This is a genomic window from Pseudomonas sp. MWU347 (assembly GCF_017947305.1).
GTDB lineage: Bacteria > Pseudomonadota > Gammaproteobacteria > Pseudomonadales > Pseudomonadaceae > Aquipseudomonas > Aquipseudomonas putida_A.
In genome coordinates, this window is sequence record NZ_JAFGZB010000004.1 from 49,682 (window position 1) to 67,053 (window position 17,372).

The 17,372-nt window shown below is 59.5% G+C and carries 15 protein-coding genes; all 15 read left to right on the forward strand.

Annotated elements, in window-relative coordinates:
- Positions 1 to 29: 29 nt before the first annotated feature.
- The 15 genes from tsf to dnaE all read left to right on the forward strand — a co-directional run bounded on the left by tsf (position 30) and on the right by dnaE (position 17,317).
- The gene (gene tsf, locus KCG87_RS09460) at positions 30 to 893 is read left to right on the forward strand and encodes a translation elongation factor Ts (protein WP_027611027.1); all 864 of its coding nucleotides are present in this window, start codon (positions 30 to 32) and stop codon (positions 891 to 893) included.
- A 212-nt stretch (positions 894 to 1,105) separates the two neighbouring features.
- Positions 1,106 to 1,849 carry a UMP kinase gene (gene pyrH, locus KCG87_RS09465; RefSeq protein ID WP_003222124.1) on the forward strand — a complete coding sequence of 248 codons (744 nt, stop codon included), beginning with the start codon at positions 1,106 to 1,108 and terminating at the stop codon, positions 1,847 to 1,849.
- Complete coding sequence (gene frr, locus KCG87_RS09470; RefSeq protein WP_210558089.1) at positions 1,846 to 2,403, forward strand: ribosome recycling factor; 558 nt, start codon at positions 1,846 to 1,848, stop codon at positions 2,401 to 2,403. The genes pyrH and frr overlap by 4 nt, the downstream gene beginning before the upstream one ends.
- Positions 2,404 to 2,417: 14 nt before the next feature.
- A complete protein-coding gene (gene uppS / locus KCG87_RS09475) occupies positions 2,418 to 3,173 on the forward strand; it encodes a polyprenyl diphosphate synthase (RefSeq protein WP_003222128.1) in 756 nt (251 codons plus the stop codon).
- Positions 3,173 to 3,979 (forward strand): phosphatidate cytidylyltransferase, encoded by an 807-nt coding sequence (locus KCG87_RS09480; RefSeq protein ID WP_007964272.1) that lies wholly within the window; start codon positions 3,173 to 3,175, stop codon positions 3,977 to 3,979. Before uppS ends, KCG87_RS09480 begins: the two co-directional genes overlap by 1 nt.
- Positions 3,976 to 5,166 (forward strand): 1-deoxy-D-xylulose-5-phosphate reductoisomerase, encoded by a 1,191-nt coding sequence (gene ispC / locus KCG87_RS09485; RefSeq protein ID WP_210558085.1) that lies wholly within the window; start codon positions 3,976 to 3,978, stop codon positions 5,164 to 5,166. The genes KCG87_RS09480 and ispC overlap by 4 nt, the downstream gene beginning before the upstream one ends.
- Positions 5,167 to 5,220: 54 nt before the next feature.
- A complete protein-coding gene (gene rseP, locus KCG87_RS09490) occupies positions 5,221 to 6,573 on the forward strand; it encodes a sigma E protease regulator RseP (protein WP_096795833.1) in 1,353 nt (450 codons plus the stop codon).
- A 74-nt stretch (positions 6,574 to 6,647) separates the two neighbouring features.
- Positions 6,648 to 9,023, forward strand: coding sequence for an outer membrane protein assembly factor BamA (gene bamA / locus KCG87_RS09495; RefSeq protein WP_098967465.1), 2,376 nt, complete (start codon positions 6,648 to 6,650; stop codon positions 9,021 to 9,023).
- Positions 9,024 to 9,068: 45 nt separating this feature from the next.
- Entirely contained in the window at positions 9,069 to 9,572 is a 504-nt protein-coding gene (locus KCG87_RS09500; RefSeq protein WP_003222140.1) for an OmpH family outer membrane protein, read from the forward strand.
- Positions 9,573 to 9,575: 3 nt separating this feature from the next.
- On the forward strand, positions 9,576 to 10,631 hold the full coding sequence (gene lpxD / locus KCG87_RS09505) for a UDP-3-O-(3-hydroxymyristoyl)glucosamine N-acyltransferase (protein ID WP_096795835.1): 1,056 nt from the start codon (positions 9,576 to 9,578) through the stop codon (positions 10,629 to 10,631).
- A 106-nt stretch (positions 10,632 to 10,737) separates the two neighbouring features.
- Entirely contained in the window at positions 10,738 to 11,178 is a 441-nt protein-coding gene (gene fabZ, locus KCG87_RS09510) for a 3-hydroxyacyl-ACP dehydratase FabZ (RefSeq protein ID WP_003222142.1), read from the forward strand.
- Positions 11,175 to 11,951, forward strand: coding sequence for an acyl-ACP--UDP-N-acetylglucosamine O-acyltransferase (gene lpxA, locus KCG87_RS09515; RefSeq protein ID WP_098967467.1), 777 nt, complete (start codon positions 11,175 to 11,177; stop codon positions 11,949 to 11,951). Before fabZ ends, lpxA begins: the two co-directional genes overlap by 4 nt.
- Positions 11,951 to 13,084: a lipid-A-disaccharide synthase gene (gene lpxB / locus KCG87_RS09520; protein ID WP_167797089.1), complete on the forward strand. Its 1,134-nt coding sequence runs from the start codon at positions 11,951 to 11,953 to the stop codon at positions 13,082 to 13,084. The genes lpxA and lpxB overlap by 1 nt, the downstream gene beginning before the upstream one ends.
- A gap of 8 nt (positions 13,085 to 13,092) precedes the next feature.
- The gene (gene rnhB / locus KCG87_RS09525; RefSeq protein WP_027611036.1) at positions 13,093 to 13,719 is read left to right on the forward strand and encodes a ribonuclease HII; all 627 of its coding nucleotides are present in this window, start codon (positions 13,093 to 13,095) and stop codon (positions 13,717 to 13,719) included.
- Between the two features lie 76 nt (positions 13,720 to 13,795).
- Positions 13,796 to 17,317, forward strand: a complete 3,522-nt coding sequence (dnaE, locus tag KCG87_RS09530) for a DNA polymerase III subunit alpha (RefSeq protein ID WP_135295058.1) — start codon at positions 13,796 to 13,798, stop codon at positions 17,315 to 17,317.
- The last annotated feature ends 55 nt before the right edge of the window (positions 17,318 to 17,372 follow it).

Below are 17,372 nucleotides of genomic sequence, written 5' to 3' on the forward strand. Positions count from 1 at the left end.
TTGAAAACCTATCCAAGAGGAATTTGAAAATGGCAGCAATTACTGCAGCGTTGGTTAAAGAACTGCGCGAGCGTACCGGCGAAGGCATGATGGACTGCAAGAAAGCCCTGGAAAAGGCTGACGGCGACATCGAAAAAGCCATTGATGACATGCGTGCTTCGGGCGCGATCAAGGCTGCGAAAAAGGCTGGCAACGTTGCCGCTGAAGGCGCAATCGCAATCAAGGACGACGGTAAAGCTGCCGTTATCCTGGAAGTGAACTCGCAGACCGACTTCCTGGCTCTGCAAGACGACTTCAAAAACTTCGTCGCTGCCAGCGTTGAAAAAGCTTTCGCTGACAAGCTGACCGACGCTGCTCCGCTGATCGCTTCGCAAGAAGCTGCTCGCGAAGCACTGGTTGCCAAAGTAGGCGAGAACGTCAACATCCGTCGTCTGGCCCGTATCGAAGGTGACGTTGTCGGTTCGTACCTGCACGGCAACAAGATCGGTGTCGTTGTAGCTCTGAAAGGCGGTGACGTCGAGCTGGCCAAAGACATCGCGATGCACGTAGCTGCCAGCAACCCTGAGTTCCTGCTGCCTTCGCAAGTTTCGGCTGAAGCGATCGAGCGTGAAAAAGCTGTGTTCCTGCAGCTGAACGAAGAGAAGATCAAAGGCAAGCCAGAAAACATTGTTGAGAACATGGTCAAAGGCCGTATCAGCAAGTTCCTGGCAGAAGCAAGCCTGGTTGAGCAGGCGTTCGTCAAGAACCCTGAAATCAAGGTTGGCGAGCTGGCCAAGAAAGGCGGCGCAGAAATCGTTTCCTTCACCTACTTCAAAGTAGGCGAAGGCATCGAGAAGCCGGTCGACAACTTCGCTGAAGAAGTTGCTGCCCAGCTGGCTGCCGCCAAGCAATAAGACGGTTTTTCAACTGTCGCCCGAAAGAGGCTGCCCGCTCACGCGCGCAGCCTCTTTTCAGATGGGGTTACCAATTTTTAATTGGTTTCCACTGGGAACTGACTTACAAAGCCAGGTTCCGATGGCGCTGAAGCAGCGCCAAGCTAGAGTGAACGGCAGCTGTAAAACAGCTTGCACAGAATTTTTTAAATACGCCGCAGGAGAGATTGGCAATGGCTCAGCAGGGCAGTGGTTATCAGGCTCGCTATAAACGCATTCTACTCAAGCTTAGCGGCGAGGCCCTGATGGGCTCGGAAGAGTTCGGGATCGATCCAAAAGTGCTGGATCGCATGGCGCTGGAAGTCGGCCAACTGGTCGGCATCGGCGTACAGGTCGGTCTGGTGATCGGCGGTGGCAACCTGTTCCGTGGCGAGGCCTTGAGCAAGGCTGGCATGGATCGGGTGACAGGCGACCACATGGGCATGCTGGCCACTGTGATGAACGCCCTGGCCATGCGCGATGCGCTGGAACGTGCCAATATCTCAGCCATCGTGATGTCGGCCATTTCCATGGTTGGCGTGACCGATCACTATGATCGCCGCAAAGCCATGCGCCACCTGAACTCCAAGGACGTGGTGATCTTCGCCGCCGGTACCGGTAATCCGTTCTTTACCACGGATTCGGCAGCCTGCCTGCGTGCCATCGAAATCGATGCCGACGTCGTGCTGAAAGCGACCAAGGTTGATGGCGTTTACACCGCAGACCCGTTCAAAGACCCGCATGCCGAGAAGTTCGATCATCTGACTTATGATGAAGTGCTGGATCGCAAGCTGGGCGTGATGGATCTGACTGCTATCTGCCTGTGCCGCGATCACAAGATGCCGCTGCGCGTATTCAACATGAACAAGCCCGGCGCCCTGCTGAACATTGTGCACGGCGGCGCTGAAGGGACTTTGATCGAGGAAGGCCAACAATGATCAACGAAATCAAGAAAGACGCCCAAGCGCGTATGCAGAAATCCCTGGAATCTCTGAACCACTCGTTCGGCCAGATTCGTACCGGCAAGGCTCACCCGAGCATCCTCGGCAGCGTCATGGTGCCTTACTACGGCACTGACACCCCGCTGAGCAGCGTGGCCAACGTCACCGTGAAAGATTCGCGTACCCTGCAAGTCGTGGCCTTCGAGCGCAACATGCTCGCTGCCGTCGACAAGGCGATCCAGAGCGCCGGTCTGAACCTCAATCCGACCAACCTGGGTGAGTTGCTTTTGATCCCGATGCCTGCCCTCACCGAGGAAACGCGCAAGGGCTTCACCAAGCAGGCTCGTAGCGCAGCGGAAGATGCGCGCGTTGCCGTGCGCAACATTCGTCGTGACGCATTGGGTGAGCTTAAAAAGCTGGTCAAGGACAAGGAAATCAGTGAAGACGAAGAACGTCGTGCCATCGCTGATATCGATAAGCTGACCAAGGAATCCGAGGCCCAGATCACCAAGGCCACGGACGAGAAAGAAAAAGACCTGATGGCCGTATAAGGGTCGAGCTTTTAATGGACAAGACCAAGCAGTCTGCGCCGTCCGCGGTGCCGCGCCATGTCGCGATCATCATGGATGGCAATAATCGCTGGGCGAAAAAACGCTTTATGCCAGGTGTCGCCGGGCATAAGGCCGGCGTGGATGCTGTGCGGGCAGTGATCGAGGTGTGCGCTGAGGCCAAGGTCGAAGTGCTCACCCTGTTCGCCTTCTCCAGTGAAAACTGGCAGCGCCCGGCCGATGAGGTCAGCGCCTTGATGGATCTGTTCTTCAAGGCGCTGCGTCGTGAGGCCAAGCGTCTGAACGACAACAACATCAGCTTGCGCATCATTGGCGATCGCTCGCGTTTCCATCCTGAGCTTCAGGCAGCGATGCGCGAAGCGGAAGCCATGACCGCCGGTGCCAACCGTTTCATCCTGCAGATCGCCGCCAACTACGGCGGTCAGTGGGATATTGCCCAGGCGGCGCAGCGTCTGGCGCGTGAAGTTCAGGCCGGGCATCTGCGTCCGGAAGACATCACACCGGATCTGCTGCAAACCTGTCTGGCCACCGGCGACCTGCCGTTGCCGGACCTGTGCATCCGCACCGGTGGCGAGCACCGCATCAGCAACTTCCTGCTGTGGCAACTGGCGTATGCCGAGTTGTACTTCTCCGACCTGTTCTGGCCGGACTTCAAACACGAAGCCATGCGCACCGCGCTGGCCGATTTCGCTTCGCGCCAGCGTCGCTTCGGTAAAACGAGCGAACAGGTCGAAGCTGGAGCCCGGGTTTAATGCTTAAACAACGAATCATCACTGCGCTGATCCTGCTGCCGATCGCTTTGTGCGGGTTTTTCCTGCTCGAAGGCTCCGGTTTTGCGCTGTTCATCGGTCTGGTCGTGAGCCTGGGCGCCTGGGAATGGGCACGCCTGGCGGGCTTTACCGCGCAGTCGTTCCGTGTCGGCTTTGCCGCTGTCGTCGCGCTGATGCTGTTCGTGATGTACGTCCTGCCGGGCCTGGCCCCTTGGGTGTTGGGCGCTTCGGTGTTGTGGTGGGCTGTAGCGACGTACCTGGTGCTGACGTACCCGCGCTCGAGCGAGCACTGGTCCACGGCGGCCACCAAACTGGTGATCGGCTTGCTGATCCTGTTGCCGGCCTGGCAAGGGCTGGTGCAGATCAAACAGTACCCGCTGGGTAACTGGCTGATCATGGCGGTGATGGTGCTGGTCTGGGGGGCCGACATCGGTGCCTATTTCTCCGGCCGTGCTTTCGGCAAGCGCAAGCTGGCGCCGCAAGTCAGCCCGGGTAAGAGCTGGGAAGGTGTTTATGGTGGTCTGGCGCTGAGTCTGGTGATCACCGCGATCGTTGGCCTGGTTCGCGACTGGACGGTGGCTGAGCTGCTCAAGGGCCTGATCGGCGCTGCATTGATCGTATTCATTTCGGTGGTGGGCGACCTCACCGAAAGCATGTTCAAGCGTCAGTCCGGCATCAAGGACAGCAGCAACCTGCTGCCCGGTCATGGCGGTGTGCTTGATCGCATCGACAGCCTGACCGCTGCGATCCCGATTTTTGCCGTACTCCTGTGGATGGCTGCACCGTGAGCCGCCCGCAACAGATCACTGTTCTGGGGGCGACCGGTTCGATTGGTCTGAGCACCCTGGACGTCATCGCTCGGCATCCCGAGCGTTATCAGGTTTTCGCCCTGAGCGGCTTTACCCGCCTGAGCGAGTTGCTGGCCTTGTGCGTTCGGCATGTGCCGCAGTTTGCGGTGGTGCCTGAAGTGGCTGCGGCGCGCGGTTTGCAGGACGACCTGCGGGCTGCTGGCCTGTCCACTCGCGTATTGGTCGGGGAGGAGGGGCTGTGCCAGGTCGCCTCCGCGCCCGAAGTCGATGCCGTGATGGCCGCCATCGTCGGTGCCGCGGGCCTGCGCCCGACCCTGGCAGCGGTAGAGGCCGGGAAGAAAATCCTTCTGGCCAACAAAGAAGCGCTGGTGATGTCCGGCGCGCTGTTCATGCAGGCCGTGCACAAGAGCGGTTCGGTGTTGCTGCCGATCGACAGCGAGCACAACGCGATCTTCCAGTGCATGCCGCAGGATTTTGCCCGCGGGCTGGGTGCGGTCGGCGTGCGGCGGATTTTGCTGACGGCTTCGGGCGGTCCTTTCCGTCAGACGCCGATGAGCGAGCTGGCGCATGTTTCGCCTGATCAGGCGTGTGCGCACCCGAACTGGTCGATGGGTCGCAAGATTTCGGTGGACTCGGCCAGCATGATGAACAAGGGCCTGGAGTTGATCGAGGCCTGCTGGCTGTTCGATGCCAAGCCGTCGCAGGTGGAGGTGGTGATCCATCCGCAGAGTGTGATTCACTCGCTGGTCGACTTTGTGGATGGCTCGGTATTGGCGCAGTTGGGCAACCCTGACATGCGCACGCCGATTGCCAACGCATTGGCCTGGCCTGAGCGGATCGACTCGGGTGTGGCACCGCTGGATCTGTTTGCCGTTGCGCGCCTGGATTTCGAGGCGCCGGACGAACAGCGCTTTCCTTGCCTGCGCCTGGCGCGGCAGGCGGCGGAGGCCGGCAACAGTGCGCCGGCCATGCTCAATGCGGCCAACGAAGTGGCAGTCGCGGCGTTTCTCGACGGACGCGTTGGTTATCTGGAAATCGCGAGTATCATCGAGGACGTGCTGAACCTCGAGCCAGTGGTTGCGCTTGAGGATCTGGACGCGGTGTTTACCGCGGACGCGAAAGCGCGGATTCTGGCCGAACAGTGGCTGAATCGTCACGGCCGATAGCCGTTGCAGAACCATGGCTTCACGCGGCACTGAACAGGATTGCGGAGAAAGTAGATGAGCGCGCTCTATATGATTGCCGGCACCCTGATCGCTTTGGGTGTACTGGTCACCTTTCACGAATTCGGCCACTTCTGGGTCGCGCGTCGCTGTGGCGTCAAGGTTTTGCGTTTTTCCGTAGGCTTCGGCATGCCCCTGCTGCGCTGGCACGACAAGCAGGGCACCGAATTTGTCGTCGCCGCGATTCCGCTGGGTGGCTACGTCAAAATGCTCGATGAGCGTGAGGGCGAAGTACCGGCCGATCAGCTTCATCAATCCTTCAATCGCAAATCGGTTCGCCAGCGCATCGCCATTGTCGCGGCGGGACCGATCGCCAACTTCCTGCTGGCCCTGGTGTTTTTCTGGGTGCTGGCGATGCTCGGCAGTGAACAGATCCGTCCGGTCATCGGTGCCGTCGAGTCCGGCAGCATTGCGGCCAAGGCCGGTTTGAGTGCCGGTCAGGAGATCGTTGCCATCGATGGCGAGCCGACTTCCGGCTGGGCGGCCGTCAATTTGCAGTTGGTCCGTCGTCTTGGGGAAAGCGGTTCCCTGCAATTGCTCGTGCGCGAGCAGGGCTCTACCGCTGACACGCCGCGCGAACTGGCGCTGGATCACTGGCTCAAAGGCGCCGATGAGCCCGATCCGATTCGCTCGCTGGGTATTCGCCCATGGCGCCCGGCCTTGCCGCCGGTGCTGGCCGAGCTCGATCCAAAAGGTCCGGCGCAGGCCGCCGGTCTGAAAACCGGCGACCGCCTGTTGTCGCTCGATGGCCAGGCGCTGGGTGACTGGCAGCAAGTGGTCGATACCGTTCGTACGCGTCCTGATACCAAAATCTTGCTGCGCGTCGAGCGCGACGGTGCTCAAATCGACGTCCCGGTGACCTTGGCTGCGCGTGGCGAAAGCAAGGCGCCGAGCGGTTATCTGGGTGCTGGCGTGAAAGCAGTGGACTGGCCGCCGGAAATGATCCGCGAGGTCAGTTATGGCCCGTTGGCCGCAATTGGCGAGGGTGCCCGGCGTACCTGGACCATGAGCATCCTGACGCTGGACTCACTGAAGAAAATGCTGTTTGGCGAGCTCTCGGTAAAAAACTTGAGTGGGCCGATAACCATTGCTAAAGTGGCGGGCGCTTCTGCCCAGTCGGGCGTTGCTGATTTCCTGAATTTCCTTGCTTATCTGAGTATTAGCCTGGGGGTTCTGAATTTGCTGCCCATTCCTGTACTGGATGGGGGGCATTTGTTGTTTTATCTGATTGAGTGGGTGCGTGGTCGCCCCTTGTCGGATCGGGTGCAAGGTTGGGGGGTGCAGATCGGTATCAGTTTGGTGGTCGGAGTGATGTTGCTTGCTCTGGTCAATGATCTGGGTCGACTGTAAAGCTTCGCTGAATTGCGAATCTGCCGCATTTTGCGGCAGTTTGTTTATTGCCAGTTGGAATAAGAAAGGACTTCATGAAACGTCTGCTGCTAACTGCGGTTCTCACCGTATTGATGATCGCCGAAGTTCACGCCGAGTCCTTCACTATCTCTGATATTCGCGTCAATGGCCTCCAGCGGGTCTCCGCGGGTAGCGTCTTTGGTGCCTTGCCGTTGAACGTCGGCGAGCAGGCGGATGATCGTCGCCTGGTGGAATCCACTCGTGCGTTGTTCAAAACCGGTTTCTTTCAAGATATCCAGCTGGGCCGCGAAGGCAACGTTCTGGTGATCACGGTCGTCGAACGTCCGTCGGTCGCGAGTATCGAGATCGAAGGCAACAAGGCGATCTCCACCGAAGACCTGATGAAAGGCCTCAAGCAGTCCGGTCTGTCCGAAGGTGAAATCTTTCAGCGCGCCACCCTCGAAGGTGTCCGTAACGAGCTGCAGCGTCAGTACGTTGCCCAGGGCCGTTACTCGGCGACCGTCGATACCGAAGTGGTTTCGCAGCCGCGTAACCGTGTGGCGCTGAAAGTGAAGATCAACGAAGGCACCGTGGCTGCCATCCAGCACATCAACGTGGTGGGTAACACGGTCTTCCCTGATGACGATCTGATCGACCTGTTCGAGCTGAAAACCACCAACTGGCTGTCGTTCTTCAAGAACGACGACAAGTACGCCCGTGAAAAACTCTCCGGTGACCTGGAGCGCCTGCGTTCCTACTACCTGGACCGTGGCTACATCAACATGGATATCGCTTCGACCCAGGTGTCCATCACCCCGGACAAGAAGCACGTCTACATCACCGTCAACATCACCGAAGGCGAAAAGTACACCGTTCGTGACGTCAAGCTCAGCGGTGACCTGAAAGTGCCTGAAGACCAGGTCAAGTCGCTGTTGCTGGTGCAAAAAGGCCAGGTTTTCTCGCGCAAGCTGATGACCACCACTTCCGAACTGATCACTCGCCGTCTGGGTAACGAGGGTTACACCTTCGCCAACGTCAACGGCGTACCTCAGCCGCATGACGACGATCACACTGTGGACATCCTGTTCGCCGTCGATCCGGGCAAGCGTGCCTACGTCAATCGCATCAACTTCCGCGGCAACACCAAGTCCGAGGACGAAGTGCTGCGTCGTGAAATGCGTCAGATGGAAGGTGGCTGGGCTTCGACCTACCTGATCGACCAGTCCAAGACCCGTCTTGAGCGTCTGGGCTTCTTCAAGGAAGTGAACGTCGAGACGCCGGCCGTTCCGGGTGTCGACGACCAGGTTGACGTGAACTACGCCGTTGAAGAGCAAGCTTCCGGTTCGATCACCGCCAGCGTCGGTTTCGCCCAGAGCGCCGGTCTGATCCTCGGTGGTTCGATCACCCAGAACAACTTCCTGGGTACCGGTAACCGTGTGAGCGTGGGCCTGACCCGCAGTGAATACCAGAGCCGTTACAACTTCGGCTACGTTGACCCCTACTGGACCGCCGATGGCGTGAGTCTGGGTTACAACGCGTTCTATCGCACCACCGACTACAAAGATCTCAACATCGACGTAGCCAGCTATGCGGTAGACAGCCTGGGTGCCGGCGTCAACGTTGGCTATCCGATCAGCGAGACTTCGCGTCTGACCTTCGGTCTGTCCGCACAGCAGGACAAGATCAAGACCGGTCAGTACACCGTTGACGAGATCTTCGACTTCGTTAACAAGGAAGGCGATCAGTACCTGAACTTCAAGGCGTCTGCCGGCTGGTCCGAATCGACCCTGAACAAGGGCGTACTGCCGACCCGTGGTCGTTCGCAGAGCCTGACGCTGGAAACCACGATTCCGGGCAGCGACCTGTCGTTCTACAAACTCGACTACCGTGGTCAGTTGTTCCAGCCGATCACCGAAAACTACACCCTGCGTCTGCACACCGAGCTGGGTTATGGCGACGGTTATGGTTCGACCGACGGCTTGCCGTTCTATGAAAACTACTATGCTGGTGGTTTCAACTCGGTACGTGGCTTCAAGGACAGTACTCTGGGGCCGCGCAGTACTCCGAGTCGTGGTACCAACCCGGGTACTTCGGTTGACCCGGATCAGGATCCGCTGCCGTTCGGTGGTAACGTCCTGATCCAGGGCGGTGCCGAGGTTCTGTTCCCGCTGCCGTTCGTCAAGGATCAACGCTCCTTGCGTACCTCGGTATTCTGGGACGTGGGTAACGTTTTCGATTCGCAGTGCAAGGACACCACCAACGCAAATGGCTCGACGTCCAACACCAAGTGTAACGACATCAGCCTGAGCAACATGGCCAGTTCCGTTGGTGTGGGTGTGACCTGGGTCACCGCACTGGGTCCTCTGAGTTTTGCTCTGGCGATGCCGGTCAAAAAACCGGATAACGCTGAAACTCAAGTGTTCCAATTCTCCCTCGGCCAGACGTTCTAAGCGTCTGACCCAAGATAACGACAATGGATTTTGTAGGAGTGCATCGTGCGTAAGTTGACTCAATTGGTTCTCCTGGCCTCCGTACTGGTGGCAGGCCCGGCGTTCGCCGACATGAAAATCGCCGTTCTGAACTATCAGATGGCATTGCTGGAATCCGACGCGGCCAAGAAATACGCCGTGGATGCCGAGAAGAAGTTCGGTCCGCAACTGACCAAACTCAAGACGCTGGAAAGCAGCGCCAAGGGCATTCAGGACCGTCTGATGGCCGGTGGCGACAAGATGCAGCAGGGCGAGCGTGAGCGTCTGGAGCTGGAATTCAAGCAAAAGGCCCGTGACTTCCAGTTCCAGTCCAAGGAGCTGAACGAAGCCAAGGCAGTTGCCGACCGCGAAATGCTCAAGCAACTGAAGCCGAAACTGGATAGCGCAGTGGAAGAAGTCATCAAAAAAGGTGGCTTTGACCTGGTGTTCGAGCGTGGCGCAGTGATCGATGTCAAACCTCAGTACGACATCACGCGCCAGGTTATCGAGCGCATGAATCAGCTGAAGTAACCCATGACCGTGACTATCAAGCTCGGCCAGTTGGCCGAGTTCCTCGGCGCCACCCTGCGTGGCGACCCCGAGACGCAAATTACTGGGCTAGCCACCTTGCAGGAGGCTGGCCCAGCTCAGTTGAGCTTTCTGGCAAATCCTCAATATCGCAAATACCTGGCAAGTTCCCAGGCGGCTGCGCTGTTGCTCAAGGAAGCCGATGCCGAAGGTTTTGCCGGTAACGCGCTGGTGGTGCCGGATCCTTATCTGGCTTACGCCCGTATCTCCCATCTGTTCGATCCCAAACCGAAAGCCACTGCGGGTGTTCATCCCACGGCGGTGATTGCACCGGATGCGGTGGTTGATCCAAGCGCCAGCATCGGTCCGTTTGTGGTGATCGAGGCCGGTGCGCGCATCGGTGCGCAGGTCACCCTGGGCGCCCATTGCGTCATCGGTGCCCGCAGCGAAATCGGCGAGGGCGGCTGGCTCGCTCCGAGGGTGACGCTGTACCACGACGTGCGCATCGGCAAGCGTGTAGTGATCCAGTCCGGTGCCGTTCTCGGTGGTGAAGGCTTCGGTTTTGCCAACGAGAAAGGTATCTGGCAAAAGATCGCCCAGATCGGCGGCGTGACCATCGGCGACGATGTCGAGATCGGCGTGAACACTGCCATCGACCGTGGCGCGCTGGCGGATACCGTGATCGGCAACGGCGTGAAACTCGACAACCAGATCCAGATCGCGCACAACGTCCAGGTCGGTGATCACACCGCCATGGCGGCCTGTGTCGGTATCTCCGGCAGCACCAAGATCGGCAAGCATTGCATGCTCGCCGGTGGTGTCGGCCTGGTGGGGCACATCGATATTTGCGACAACGTTTTCCTGACCGGGATGACCATGGTGACCCACTCGATTACCGAGCCAGGCGCCTATTCTTCCGGCACAGCCATGCAACCGGCGGCCGAATGGCGCAAAAGCGCGGCCCGCATCCGTCAGCTCGATGACCTCGCGCGACGTTTGAAGCAGCTGGAAAAGCGCGTCGGGGAAGTGACCCCCGGCAGCAATGCTTCATCTGATGGCTGATACCATTTCCATATCAAGTGTGCACAGCCTCTAGACTGCCTCCTTGATTTGCTAGAGGAGTGCGCGTCAGTCGCGCTCCCAATCTTTACATAGGCTTCCCCCCGAAATGATGGACATCAACGAGATTCGCGAATACCTGCCTCACCGTTACCCGTTCCTGCTGGTGGACCGGGTGGTGGAACTGGACACTGAAGGCAAGCGCATTCGCGCCTACAAGAATGTCAGCATCAATGAGCCATTCTTCAACGGCCACTTCCCGGCGCACCCGATCATGCCGGGCGTACTGATCATCGAAGCGATGGCCCAGGCTGCCGGGATTCTCGGTTTCAAAATGCTCGACGTGAAACCGGCCGATGGCACCCTTTATTACTTCGTCGGTTCCGACAAGCTGCGTTTCCGTCAGCCGGTGCTGCCGGGTGACCAGTTGATCCTGGAAGCCAAGTTCATCAGCTGCAAGCGCCAGATCTGGAAATTCGAATGCCAGGCTTCGGTCGACGGCAAGCCAGTCTGCTCGGCTGAAATCATCTGTGCGGAACGCAAGCTATGAGTTTGATTGACCCTCGCGCAATCATCGATCCGTCGGCCGTTCTGGCTGACGGCGTCGAGGTCGGCCCGTGGTCGATCGTCGGCGCAGGTGTGGAAATCGGCGAGGGTACCGTGATCGGGCCGCATGTGGTCCTCAAAGGCCCGACCCGCATCGGCAAGCACAACCGCATCTACCAGTTTTCCTCGGTAGGCGAAGACACGCCGGATCTGAAGTACAAAGGCGAAGAAACCCGTCTGGTGATCGGTGATCACAACGTCATTCGCGAAGGCGTGACGATTCACCGTGGCACCGTGCAGGACCGTTCGGAAACCACGCTGGGCGATCACAACCTGATCATGGCCTATGCCCACATCGGGCATGACAGCGTCATCGGCAACCACTGCATCCTGGTCAACAACACCGCGTTGGCCGGGCATGTCCATGTTGACGATTGGGCGATCCTTTCCGGTTTCACCCTGGTGCATCAGTACTGCCACATCGGCGCCCACAGTTTTTCCGGCATGGGCACTGCCATCGGCAAGGACGTTCCGGCGTTCGTCACCGTGTTCGGCAACCCGGCCGAAGCGCGCAGCATGAACTTCGAAGGCATGCGCCGTCGTGGTTTCAGCGAAGACGCGATTCATGCGCTGCGCCGCGCCTATAAAACGGTGTATCGCCAGGGCCTGACCGTGGAGCAAGCGTTGGCCGAATTGGCCGAGCCTGCTGCGCAGTTCCCGGAAGTCGCGGTGTTTCGTGACTCGATTCAGTCGTCGACTCGCGGCATCACCCGCTGATCATGGCCAGTCTGCGTATTGCGCTGGTGGCGGGCGAAGCTTCCGGTGACATTCTGGGCGCCGGCCTCATGCGCGCCCTCAAGGCGCAACACCCGGCAGTCGAGTTCATCGGTGTCGGCGGCCCGTTGATGCAGGCCGAGGGCCTGACGTCTTATTTCCCCATGGAACGTCTGTCGGTCATGGGGCTGGTGGAAGTCCTTGGGCGGCTGCGCGAGTTGCTCAAGCGCCGCAAGGACCTGATCGCCACGTTGATTGCCGAGAAGCCGGACGTGTTCATCGGCATCGACGCTCCCGATTTCAACCTCAACATCGAACTCAAGCTGCGTCAGGCCGGGATCAAGACCGTGCATTACGTCAGCCCGTCGGTGTGGGCGTGGCGCCAGAAGCGTGTGCTGAAGATTCGCGAAGGCTGCGATCTGATGCTCACCCTGTTGCCGTTCGAAGCAAAATTTTACGAAGAGCAGGGCGTGCCAGTGCGGTTCGTCGGTCATACGCTGGCCGATACCATTCCGTTGCAGGCCGATCGCGCCGCAGCGCGTGCCGAACTCGGTTTGCCCGACGGGCCGCTGGTCGCGTTGATGCCCGGCAGTCGCGGTGGCGAAGTCGGCCGTCTCGGTGCGCTGTTCCTGGATACGGCCGAGCGTCTGCGGGCCATGCGCCCGGGGCTGCGTTTCGTCATCCCGTGCGCCAATGCCGAGCGTCGCGCTCAGCTCGAAGAGCTGCTGGTTGGTCGCGACTTGCCGGTCACCCTGCTCGATGGCAAATCGCACCTGGCCCTGGCGGCGTGCAACGCGGTGCTGATCGCTTCGGGCACGGCGACGCTGGAAGCGTTGCTGTACAAGCGGCCAATGGTCGTTGCGTATCGCCTGGCGCCGCTGACCTTCTGGATTCTCAAGCGCATGGTCAAGAGCCCGTACGTGTCGCTGCCGAACCTGCTGGCCCAGCGTCTGTTGGTGCCGGAATTGTTGCAGGATGATGCGACAGTCGAGGCCCTGGCCCAGACGCTGTTGCCATTGATCGAAGGCGGCGAAGAGCAGACCCGAGGCTTCGACGAAATCCACCGCACCCTGCGGCTGGATGCTTCCAATCAGGCGGCGGATGCCGTCCTCAACCTGATCGGTCAGAAACAATGAGCAAGACGATGCAGATGGGCCTGGATTTCACCCTGGTCGCCGAAGTCGAAGAACTGGTGGCCGGTGTCGACGAAGTCGGTCGCGGCCCGTTGTGCGGCGCAGTGGTGACGGCGGCGGTGATCCTCGATCCGAACCGGCCGATCCTCGGCCTCAACGACTCGAAGAAACTCACCGAAGCCAAGCGTGAGAAACTCTACGACGAGATCATCGAGAAATCCCTGAGCTGGTGCATTGCTCGCGCCGAAGTCGAGGAAATCGACGAGCTGAACATTCTGCACGCGACCATGCTCGCCATGCAGCGCGCAGTGGCCGGGCTGCATATTCAGCCGAAACTGGCGATGATCGACGGCAACCGCTGCCCGAAACTGCCGATGCGCGCCGAAGCGGTGGTGCAGGGCGACGGCAAGGTGCCGGCCATCGCTGCCGCGTCGATTCTGGCCAAGGTCAGTCGCGACCGTGAAATGGCTGCATTCGAATTGATCTACCCGGGGTACGGCATCGGCGGCCATAAAGGCTATCCGACGCCCGTTCATCTGGAAGCGTTGGTGCGGCTTGGCCCGACACCGATTCACCGGCGCTCCTTCGCCCCGGTGCGTCAGGCTTACGAGGCGCTTGAAGGTCTGACGCAGGTTTAGGCGCAAGGCTGATGTTTTGTTCGAGGCCCGGTACAATCCGGGCCTTGTTGTCTCTATGTAACTGGACAGGATCACTATGCCGGCTTCATTCGTTCATCTACGCCTGCACACTGAATACTCCCTGGTCGACGGGCTGGTGCGGATCAAGCCACTGGTCAAGGCGCTGACCGGCATGAACATGCCGGCCGTGGCGGTCACCGATCAGAACAACATGTGTTCCCTGGTCAAATTCTATAAAAACGCCATGGGCGCCGGCATCAAGCCGATCTGCGGTGCCGACCTGTGGCTGTCGAACAAGGATCCGGACGGGCCATTGAGCCGGATCAGCCTGTTGGTGATGAACGCCAAGGGTTATCGCAATCTCACCGAGCTGATCTCGCGCGGCTTCATCGACGGCCAGCGCAACGGCATGATCATCATCGAGCGTGAATGGGTCGCCGAGGCCAACGAAGGCTTGATCATGCTGTCCGCCGCCAAAGAAGGCGAGATCGGCATGGCCATGATCAGTGGCAACCCGGACGAAGCCGAAACGCTGGCGCGCGAATGGATGGCGGTGTTCCCGGATCGTTTCTATCTGGAGATCCAGCGCACCAATCGTCCCAACGACGAAGAGCAACTGCACGGTGCCGTGGCCCTGGCCGACAAGCTCGGCGCGCCGCTGGTGGCGACCAACGATGTGCGTTTCATCAAGCAGGAAGACTTCGCCGCTCACGAAACCCGCGTGTGCATCGGTGAGGGCCGTGCCCTCGACGATCCGCGGCGTTCGAAGAATTACAGCGACCAGCAATACCTCAAAAGCGCCCAGGAAATGGCCGAGCTGTTCAGCGACATTCCCGACGCGATCGAAAACACCGTCGAGATCGCCAAGCGCTGCAACATCGACGTGAAGCTGGGCAAGCACTTCCTGCCCGACTACCCGATTCCCGATGGCATGACCATCGACGAATATTTCCGCAAGGTGTCGTTCGACGGTCTGGAAGACCGCCTCAGCGTACTGCTGCCCAAGGACACTACCGAAGATTACGACGCCAAGCGTCAGGTCTATGTCGACCGGCTGAATTTCGAGCTGGATATCATCATCCAGATGGGCTTCCCCGGTTATTTCCTGATCGTGATGGACTTTATCCAGTGGGCCAAGAACAACGGTGTGCCGGTGGGCCCGGGCCGTGGGTCGGGTGCCGGCTCGCTGGTGGCCTATGTGCAGAAGATCACTGACCTCGATCCGCTGGAATACGACCTGCTGTTCGAACGGTTCCTCAACCCGGAACGGGTCTCGATGCCCGACTTCGACGTCGACTTCTGCATGGACGGTCGTGACCGGGTGATCGACTACGTGGCCGAGAAATACGGTCGCAACGCGGTAAGCCAGATCATCACCTTCGGTTCCATGGCCGCCAAGGCAGTGGTGCGCGACGTGGCGCGGGCCCAGGGCAAGTCATTCGGCCTGGCGGATCGTCTGTCGAAGATGATTCCGTTCGAAGTCGGCATGACCCTGGAAAAAGCCTACGAGCAGGAGGAGATCCTGCGCGACTTCATCAAGGTCGATGAGGAAGCGGCGGAAATCTGGGAGATGGCGCGCAAGCTCGAGGGTGTGGTGCGTAACGTCGGCAAGCACGCCGGTGGTGTGGTAATCGCCCCGACCAAGCTGACCGACTTCTCGCCGATCTATTGCGACGAGGCTGGCGATGGTCTGGTGACCCAATTCGACAAGGACGACGTCGAGGCGGCCGGTCTGGTGAAGTTCGACTTCCTCGGCCTGCGGACCCTGACGATCATCGACTGGGCGCTTAAAACCATCAACCGTGACCGCGCCAAGGTCAACGAGCCGCCGCTGGATATCGCGTTTATCCCGCTGGATGACAAACCGACTTATCAGCTGCTGCAAAAAGCTGAAACCACTGCGGTATTCCAGCTCGAATCCCGGGGCATGAAAGAGCTGATCAAAAAGCTCAAGCCTGACTGTCTCGAAGACTTGATCGCACTGGTGGCCCTGTTCCGTCCGGGCCCGCTGCAATCGGGCATGGTGGATGACTTCATCAACCGTAAGCACGGCCGCGCCGAATTGGCTTATCCGCATCCGGATTACCAGTATGAAGGCCTGCAGCCGGTACTGGCGCCGACTTACGGCATCATTCTGTATCAGGAACAGGTGATGCAGATCGCCCAGGTCATGGCCGGTTACACCCTCGGTGGTGCGGACATGCTGCGTCGGGCGATGGGTAAGAAAAAACCCGAGGAAATGGCCAAACAGCGCGGCGGCTTCATTGAGGGTTGTGCGTCGAACAATATCGACGCGGATCTTGCCGGTAACATTTTCGACCTGGTGGAAAAATTCGCCGGTTACGGCTTCAACAAGTCCCACTCCGCCGCTTACGGCCTGGTGTCGTACCAGACTGCCTGGCTGAAAGCCCACTACCCGGCGCCATTCATGGCGGCGGTGCTTTCGGCGGATATGCACAACACCGACAAGGTCGTGACCTTGATCGAGGAAGTGCGCACGATGAAGCTGCGCCTCGACGCGCCGGACGTGAACACTTCGGAGTTCAAGTTCACGGTGAACGACGAAGGCCGCATCGTGTACGGCCTGGGCGCGATCAAAGGTGTCGGTGAAGGTCCGGTGGAAGCGATCACCGAGGCTCGTCAGGCCGGTCCATTCAAGGATCTGTTCGACTTCTGCGCCAGGGTCGACCTCAAGCGCATCAACAAGCGCACGCTGGACGGTTTGATCCGCAGCGGCGCGCTGGATCGCCTCGGGCCGTACTTCCATGACGAGCAGAAGGCTTATCAGGCCAACATCGACCGCAACCGCGCGGTGCTGTTGGCGGCGATGGAGGAGGCGATCAAGTCGGCCGAACAGACCGCGCGCACCCGCGACAGCGGCCATGCCGACCTGTTCGGCGGGCTGTTTGTCGAGGAAGATGCGGACGTCTACGCGACGCACCGCAAGGCCAAGGAGCTGACCCTCAAGGAGCGGCTCAAGGGTGAGAAAGACACTCTGGGCCTGTACCTGACCGGTCACCCGATCGACGAGTACGAAGGCGAGATTCGCCGTTTCGCCCGGCAGCGCATCATCGACCTGAAACCGGCCCGCGACACGCAAACCGTGGCCGGGATGATCATTGCCCTGCGGGTGATGAAGAACAAGAAGGGCGACAAGATGGGCTTTATCACCCTCGACGACCGCTCGGGGCGGATCGAGGCGTCGCTGTTCGCCGATGCGTTCCACTCCGCGCAGTCACTGCTGCAGACCGACGCGATGGTGGTGGTCGAAGGCGAGGTCAGCAACGACGACTTCTCCGGCGGCCTGCGCCTGCGGGTCAAACGGGTGATGAGCATGGAAGATGCGCGGACCAATCTGGCCGAGAGCCTGCGCCTGAAGCTGCACACTCAGGACTTGAAAGGCGATCAGCTACGCTGGTTGGGTGAGCTGCTCAAGCGTCACCGCGGGGCGTGCCCGATCACCATGGAGTACACCAGCCCCGATGCGAAGACCTTGCTGCAGTTTGGCGAGACCTGGCGAATCGACCCGGCGGATGCGTTGATTCAAGCCCTGCGTGACCAGTTCGGGCGAGACAACGTCTTCCTCCAATACCGTTGACCGGCAAGTGCCATCATTGCGCTTGCCCACAACCTGAATTTTTAATCTCGACCTC